At 65.9% G+C, this 6,499-nt stretch carries 7 protein-coding genes; 4 read left to right on the top strand and 3 right to left on the bottom strand.

All coding sequences use genetic code 11. The features are described from left to right. Positions 1–103 precede the first annotated feature (103 nt). The 3 genes from FFS37_RS32975 (at position 104) to FFS37_RS32965 (ending at position 2,849) form a co-directional block, all read left to right on the top strand. Positions 104–859: a DUF6065 family protein gene (locus tag FFS37_RS32975; RefSeq protein ID WP_137935110.1), complete on the top strand. Its 756-nt coding sequence runs from the start codon at positions 104–106 to the stop codon at positions 857–859. Next, a complete protein-coding gene (locus FFS37_RS32970) occupies positions 859–1,590 on the top strand; it encodes a prolyl hydroxylase family protein (protein ID WP_171026517.1) in 732 nt (243 codons plus the stop codon). The genes FFS37_RS32975 and FFS37_RS32970 overlap by 1 nt, the downstream gene beginning before the upstream one ends. 209 nt (positions 1,591–1,799) lie before the next feature. Next, complete coding sequence (locus tag FFS37_RS32965; RefSeq protein ID WP_137935108.1) at positions 1,800–2,849, top strand: alpha/beta hydrolase family protein; 1,050 nt, start codon at positions 1,800–1,802, stop codon at positions 2,847–2,849. Between the two features lie 342 nt (positions 2,850–3,191). Here FFS37_RS32965 and FFS37_RS32960 read toward each other — a convergent pair whose 3' ends face one another. After that, positions 3,192–3,689, bottom strand: a complete 498-nt coding sequence (locus FFS37_RS32960) for a GAF domain-containing protein (RefSeq protein WP_137935107.1) — start codon at positions 3,687–3,689, stop codon at positions 3,192–3,194. Positions 3,690–3,766: 77 nt separating this feature from the next. Here FFS37_RS32960 and FFS37_RS32955 point away from each other — a divergent pair, with 77 nt between their 5' ends. Further along, positions 3,767–4,195 (top strand): NUDIX hydrolase, encoded by a 429-nt coding sequence (locus tag FFS37_RS32955; RefSeq protein ID WP_232375865.1) that lies wholly within the window; start codon positions 3,767–3,769, stop codon positions 4,193–4,195. 38 nt (positions 4,196–4,233) lie between these two features. On the opposite strand, the gene FFS37_RS32950 is transcribed toward FFS37_RS32955, so the two are convergent. Together FFS37_RS32950 and dmeF are read right to left on the bottom strand one after the other, a co-directional pair. Continuing rightward, positions 4,234–5,118 carry an AraC family transcriptional regulator gene (locus FFS37_RS32950; protein ID WP_137935105.1) on the bottom strand — a complete coding sequence of 295 codons (885 nt, stop codon included), beginning with the start codon at positions 5,116–5,118 and terminating at the stop codon, positions 4,234–4,236. A 123-nt stretch (positions 5,119–5,241) separates the two neighbouring features. Further along, the gene (gene dmeF / locus FFS37_RS32945; RefSeq protein WP_137935104.1) at positions 5,242–6,492 is read right to left on the bottom strand and encodes a CDF family Co(II)/Ni(II) efflux transporter DmeF; all 1,251 of its coding nucleotides are present in this window, start codon (positions 6,490–6,492) and stop codon (positions 5,242–5,244) included. Between the last annotated feature and the right edge of the window lie 7 nt (positions 6,493–6,499).

Genomic DNA, 6,499 nt, shown 5'->3' with positions numbered 1-6,499 from the left:
CCTCCGACGTCTCCGCCTCCAGCGTGAGAACGCCAGATGCGTGACCGTTGAGCACCCGTTCAGCCTGCAGGCAGGTTAGACCGTCGGTTGGCTGGGAAGGTCGATGACCGGACTTATCTGCTATCGCATTCACGACCGTGCTCCTGAGATCGTGCCGGCGAGAGCCGATCGCCGCTGGATGGATGAAACCAACCAGCGCTATGCCTATCGCTGCCTGCCGTTGACCATCGCCAACTCGATGGGGTGGGAACTGCTGACGCCCGAGGCCTTCACCGTGGCGTGGAACGGACGCCCCGGGCTCGGCGACATCACCATCGAGAGCGAGGCCGACATCGGCTATTTCGCCCAGTCGCATTTCGGGCACGGCATCCTCACCCTGCAGACGGCCCACATTTTCCGCACCGATCCCGGCTACGCCCTGTGGGTCCGGGGCTGCCCCAACCTCCCCAAGGACGGGCTGTCGCCGCTCGACGGCGTGGTCGAAACCGACTGGGTGAACTTCAGCTTCACCATGAACTGGCAATTTACCCAAGCCGGCCGGGTGAGCTTCGACAAGGGCGAGCCCTTCTGCTTCATCACGCCGTTCGCTTATCGCAGCCTCGACGCGATCGTTCCGCAAATCGTGCCGCTCGATACCGCGCCCGATATCAAGGCACACTATGAGGAATACCGCCGCTTGCGCATCGACTTCAACGCCGCCCTTGCGCGCCACGACCCCGAAGCCGTTCGGATGGGCTGGCAGAAATGGTATTTCAGAGGACAGAACCCCGACGGCGAGCCAGCCAATCCCCAGCATCTGTCAAAGCTGCGGGTCGCCGCGCCGAGCAAACCACAGTCGCCAGCCCGCGAGGAGGACTGATGCGGCTGCTCGATCGGCTGAGACCAGGCAAGCGCTGGCAACCATTGGCGACGCAGCCGGATGCGTCGAGATCGCTCGCGTCAACGGCCGGCCGCACCCAATGGTGGACTGGCGATCCCCGGCGGTTGACACTGCTCTCCCCGGCCGACCATTGCCCGTCGCTGGTCCGCCACCGTAACCTGCTGTCGCCCGAGCAATGCCGGCTCCTGATCGAATGTTTCGAGCGCCAGCGTCCCGTCAATGCGGCCAGGACCGGCTCGGAATATTGGGACGGCCGCTACATCTGGCAGAACAGCCTGCCGCCCGCGGAGGTCGACGCGCTTCGCGTCATGCAGCAGGTGCGACTGCTGGCGCAACTCGCCGTCTGCCGCGAATTCCGGCCGGCGCAGGCGCTCTATTCTGACACGGCGCAGCTCGTCTTCTGGCCCAAGGGCATGGAACTCACGCCGCATGCCGACAACCTCAACCCCGATGGCCAGCCCAATGCGACGCCGCACCGTTGCTACTCGTCGCTCCTCTATCTCAACGATGACTACGAAGGCGGAGAGACCTATTTTCCGGGGATCGGCGTTCGGGTGAAGCCCGAAACAGGCCTTATGTTGATCTTCGGATCGGGCGCCGACTATGTACACGGCGTCTCCAAGGTCACGTCCGGGAGCCGCTATACTTATGCCGGGTGGTTCACATTCGACCCGGCCCGGGAAGATCCGAACGCACGTCTCGTGTTCTGAGGCACGCCTCAGCCCATCCGCCACGATGACTGCCGGCTGAACCCGGCAATCTTGCTCCAAGGAAGTGCCCGATCGCGATCATGTACGTCCTCGATCGCGATCGAGGACGCCGGCGCGGCTCGTTTCGGCGGATATCGCGACGCCGGTGCCGCAAGCCGGGCATTGAGTGTCCGCTCCGGCCGCCGAAATGTTCCCCAATGGAGACCTTCATGAAATTCCGCACCATGCTTTGCGCCGTCATCGTTTCGATGCTGGCCATGCAGCATCAGGCCAATGCCGGCGACGCCGTCGGCGTCGCTCACATTTCCGCGCCATCGGCCGAGCGCGGCACCGATCTCGACGTCACCGTCTGGTATCCGGCCCAGCCGGGCGGCGAAGCCGTCAACCTCGGCGACAGCCCGCTTTTCGCAGGAACCGCCGCGATGAGCGACGCGCCGGTATCAGGCGGAACATTTCCGCTGATCCTGCTTTCCCACGGCGCCGGCCTGGCCGGAACGCCGGAGGCGCTGAGCTGGATGGCGGCGGCGCTGGCGGGCCGGGGCTTCATCGTCGCCGCGCCGACGCACCCCGGCAATGGCGGCAAGAAAAGATCAGCCGCGCAGACGATGAAACTCTGGCTGCGCCCCGCCGATCTCACCGCGACGCTGGACGCGATGCGCGGCGACGCCTCCTTCGGCGGCCACCTGCTCGAAGGCAGCACGGGCGTGCTCGGCCTGTCCATGGGCGGCAATACGGCGCTGGCCATTGCCGGCGCGCGCATCGATGCGAAACGGCTGGCTGCCTATTGCGACACCGACCTGCTCAACGCCTCGCTATGCGGCTGGGTGAGGCAAAGCGGCGTCGATCTGCACGCCATGGACATGCACCTCGCCGGCCGCGACGGCAGCGACAGCCGCATCCGCTTCGCCATGGCGATCGACCCCGCTCCGGTCGATGTCCTCGACCCGGCAAGCTTCGCCGGGATCGGCATTCCGGTCAATATCGTCAATCTCGGCCGGCCGGAAAAGATCCCTTTGACCGCCGACGCGTCGGCGATCGCAAAAGCCATCCCGAACGCCCGCTACTCCACGATCGCCGATGCCAGCCACTACAGCATGTTCGGCGCATGCAAGCCCGGCGCGCCGGCCCTCATCCTGTCCGAGGAAATCGGCGACCCTGTATGCGATGATGGAGGCGGCCGATCGCGCGGGGAAATTCACGCGCAGCTGATCGATATGGCGGCCGCGGCGTTTACCTCTGCGCTGAAGGCAGGGCGTTAGCTTGGGAGTTGGTCCTTGGCGATGGCCGCGCAGGTCGACCCCCACTCCGTCGAGCTTCGCTCGACACCTCTCCCCCGATCGACGGGGGAGAGGAAAGGCGCCAAGCTTTTTGCGCTCAACGCTCGCCCAGAAAAGCTCCCTTCCTTTCCCTCCGGAGGGGGGAAAGGTGGCGCTGCGAAGCAGCGACGGATTGGGGGAACCACATGGCAAGAAAGCCTCACCCCGATCAGTCACGCTCATCGCCCAAGATGCGTGAATCGCCTAGCCCTCGTGGGGATGTCCGGCAGGACAGAGGGGGGCGCCGTGGAACTCGACGTCGATGCTTGTCTCAGCAACGAGCGCTCAGTCCTCGAACGAACTCGCCGCCACATAGATCGCCGCCAGCGCCTCGATGCCCGCCTGGTCGGCCTTGTCGAAACGGCCGGGCAGCGGGCTGTCGAGGTCGATCACGCCGAAGACGCCCTCCTCGTCCTCCAGCAGCACCACGAGTTCCGAACGCGAGTCGGCATCGCAGACGATGTGGCCGGGAAAATCATGCACGTCCTTGATCAGCATCGAAGTGCCGAGGTCGACCGCGGTTCCGCACACGCCCTTGCCGACCGCGATGCGCACGCAGGCCGGCTTGCCCTGGAACGGACCCAGCACCAGCTCCTCGTCCGAGGCGAGAAAGTAAAAGCCCGCCCAGTTGAGGTCTGGCACCATCTGGAAGATCAGCGCCGAAGTGTTGGCGGCATTGGCGATCGAGTCGCTTTCGCCCTCCAGCAAACCCTTCAGTTGCGCGGCGAGGTCGCGGTAGAATGCGGGCTTGTCCGAGGTGTCGATGGCCTTGGCGGCAAACATGGCTTGTCTCCGAACCGAGAATCGCGGCTGCTTCCAGACAGTGCCGGAGTGGCACGCCGCAGAGCGGACCATATAGCGTGAATTCGATCCCTTCCGAAAGCCGCAAGATCAGGATAGCCGCCGCCGTCATCGCCGATGCGTCGGGCAGGCTGCTGCTGGTGCGCAAGCGCGGCACCAGCGCCTTCATGCAGCCCGGCGGCAAGATCGAGCCGCACGAGGCGCCACTTGAAGCACTGGCCCGCGAACTGCACGAGGAGCTTGGGCTGACGATCGATCCCGCCATGGCCGCGCCGCTCGGCCGCTTCGCCGCCCCGGCCGCCAACGAGCCGGACAGCATGGTCGAGGCAGAGCTGTTCACGGTTTCCATCCACGGCCGGCCGATGGCGGCGGCCGAGATCGAGGAGATGATCTGGCTCGATCCCGGCTCGGCCCACGACATCGACCTCGCGCCGCTGACGCGCGACGTGGTTCTGGGCCTGGGCGGGGCGCAGCCGCCTGCCGGCTGAGACCGCGCCTGTCGCCCCAGCGCTATTGATCCCCAGTGCTATTTCAGGGGCAGGAACAGCTCGACCACCACTTCATGCATCGGCCCTTCCGGGATCGGGGACAGCCGGCGCTGGCAATAGATCGGAAAGTCGCGCACGTCCTCGCCGCTGGCCGGAAGCCATTCGCGATAGAGGTAAAGCGCGGCGGGTTCCAGATTGTTGGTATTGCCGGGGTAGCGCAGCACCGCGCAGCGCCCGCCGGGGATCACGCCGGCCTTCATCTGCTTGTCGTCCGGCCTGATCGGCTGATCGGTCCCGACGCAGATGTCCATGCTGTAGTCGGTCGCGACCGCTGGCTCCCTTTCGGAACGGAAGATGTTGAAGGTCGGGCTGGTTTCGGGCGACAGGCCCGCCGCCTTGCGCCAGGCGATGAACCGCTGGATGGTGTCCCCGAGCGTTGCCCGGTCGCCCCGATGCTCCATGATCGCCACCGGCGTCGGGGGCATATCGCGGATCACCACATCGTCGGGGGTAAAAACGATCTGCATGAGCTTTCTCCTTGCGTTGTCGAGAGGCCCGAAGGCCATGAGCCACGACCCCCAGTCGGGAGATTTCCGGAACGACGACGGCGATTGTCCGAACCGTTGCCGAAAGGCGCGGGCGAAAGCGTCGGGCGCGTCGTAGCCGGCATCCATCGCTATGTCGGTGACGCTCTGGGCGTCGCTCCCGGCAAGCCTGTAGGAAGCGCGCTTCAGCCGGGCGAGCTGGACATAGCGATGAACGGACACCCCGAAGGTCGAGGTGAACTGCCGGTGGAAATGGTATTTCGAGAACGCCGCGACGCCGCTCAAGGTTTCCAGGTCCAGATCGTCGGCCAGATGCTGGTCTATGTGGTCCAGCACCCGCTGCATCCGGGCATGGTAGTTTTCAAGTGCCGCCTTCAACGTGCTTCCTCCGTGACGAGGCCAGTTAGGCGATCCCGGACCTGCCGCGCTCGACCGATCTTGCGGTTTGACGCGGGATCGCGGTGCGCTGTCGAAGCGTAGCGGCCGGCAGGCCGTGAGAAGCTAGGCCGCCCTCCTGACCTCGATCGTCAGGTGCGACAGCGACCGGAACCGCGACAGCCGGCCGCGGTAATAATCCTGTTGCCGGCGCGTCGGCGTCACCACGGAAACGATGGCGCCAAGATGCCCCGGTCCGAGCCGCCACAGATGCAGGTCGGCGATCTCGTCGCCCTCGCTCTCGATCGTGCGGCGCAGGTTCTCCGCCATGCCGCGGTCGGGATTCATGTCCAGCAGCACGGCGCTTGTGTCGCGGATCAGCCCGAGCGCCCAGCTGGCGATGACCACCGCGCCGACGAGGCCGGCGACCGGATCCATCCAGAGCCAGCCGAAAGCACGGGCGAGCAGGAGCCCGACGATGACCAGCACCGACACCGCCGCGTCGGCGATGACATGGACGACGGCGGCGCGCATGTTGTTGTCATCCGTGGCCTTGCCGTGGGCATGCTCGTGCTCCTCGAACAGGACCGGATAGGTCTGTCCGCTAATGCTGACCATGGCCTCGAAGGCATGTGGCTCGGGAATCTCCTCGATGGATTCCAGGCCCTCGCCCAGATCCCTGAAGGTGAAGCTCTGCCGCGCGCCGTCCGGCCGCACGGTTTCGATCGAGACGGCGGACGGGACGAGCGCCCCGGATTCGCGATGGATCCGGAAGCGCGGCGGCACGCCATCCTCGAACACCTCGAGCACGACCTCGCCATCCGGCGTGGCGATCCGATGTGTCTCGTCATGCCCGTGCGCGGCCGCGTGGCCATGACCGTGCCCGTGCCCATGGCCTTGACCCTGGCCGTGCCCATGCGCGTGCCCGCCGCTGAGCAGCCAAGCGCTGGCGATGTTGACGGCAAGGCCGAGGAAGGCGACCGGTATCGCCTCGGCAAAATGGATCGGCACCGGCGCATAGAGGCGGATGACGGATTCGTAGCCGATCAGCAGCGCGATCATGGCCAGGATGATGGCGCTGGTGAAGCCGGCGAGGTCGCCGAGCTTGCCGGTGCCGAAACTGAAGCGCTGGTCGCCGGCATGCCGGCGCGCATAGGTGTAGGCAAGTGCCGCCAGAAGCAGCGCGCCCGCATGCGTGCTCATATGCAGCCCGTCGGCGACGAGGGCGATCGAGCCGAACAGAAGCCCGCCGGCGATCTCGGCCGCCATCATGATCGCGCAGAGCCAGATCACCGCCCAGGTCTTGCGCTCGCTCTTGCGGTGCCCCTCGCCGAGGAACATGTGACTGTGGAAAGCCGTGCTGCTGGCCTTGGTCATGGCGGTA

It is taken from the genome of Mesorhizobium comanense, from assembly GCF_005503535.1.
GTDB classification, from domain to species: Bacteria; Pseudomonadota; Alphaproteobacteria; order Rhizobiales; family Rhizobiaceae; genus Mesorhizobium; species Mesorhizobium comanense.
Note: the sequence above shows the minus strand (reverse complement) of the source record. Positions and strands in the feature narration are given on the sequence as shown.

Excerpts from the sequence above, each read along its gene's own strand:
- FFS37_RS32975 (WP_137935110.1), top strand. The coding sequence starts at position 104 with ATGACCGGACTTATCTGCTATCGCATTCACGACCGTGCTCCTGAGATC.
- FFS37_RS32970 (WP_171026517.1), top strand. The coding sequence starts at position 859 with ATGCGGCTGCTCGATCGGCTGAGACCAGGCAAGCGCTGGCAACCATTG.
- FFS37_RS32965 (WP_137935108.1), top strand. The coding sequence starts at position 1,800 with ATGAAATTCCGCACCATGCTTTGCGCCGTCATCGTTTCGATGCTGGCC.
- FFS37_RS32960 (WP_137935107.1), bottom strand. The coding sequence starts at position 3,689 with ATGTTTGCCGCCAAGGCCATCGACACCTCGGACAAGCCCGCATTCTAC.
- dmeF (WP_137935104.1), bottom strand. The coding sequence starts at position 6,492 with ATGACCAAGGCCAGCAGCACGGCTTTCCACAGTCACATGTTCCTCGGC.